The organism is Shigella sp. FC1967 (assembly GCF_001743005.1).
Lineage (GTDB): Bacteria > Pseudomonadota > Gammaproteobacteria > Enterobacterales > Enterobacteriaceae > Proteus.
In genome coordinates this window covers 1-285 of the sequence record NZ_MIIZ01000137.1, presented here as the reverse complement: position 1 = coordinate 285, position 285 = coordinate 1, and the positions used below count along the sequence as shown (strand labels likewise).

The window sequence follows — 285 nt, the reverse complement described above, 5'->3', positions numbered from 1 at the left end:
GTCACCTACGTCGAAAACAAAAAGCCTTATCTCGCAAGCAAAAAGGGAGTGCTAATCGCCGTAAAGCCCGAATACAGCTTGCAGGTGTACACGAACGGGTAGCCAATGCCCGTGCTGATTTTCAACACAAACTCTCTCGTGCAATTGTTGACGAAAACCAAGCGGTAATTGTCGAGACACTGAAATCGGCGAATATGATGAAAAAACCACTGTCTGGCTCGCGCTATCGGAGATGCAGGCTGGCATGGTTTTATCACAAAGCTGGAATATAAAGCCGTAGAAAAA

1 pseudogene is annotated in these 285 nt (G+C 46.3%); it reads left to right on the top strand.

The annotated features are described in order from the left end of the window. A pseudogene (locus BHE89_RS01285) lies at positions 1-285 on the top strand (RNA-guided endonuclease TnpB family protein); the annotation flags it as partial.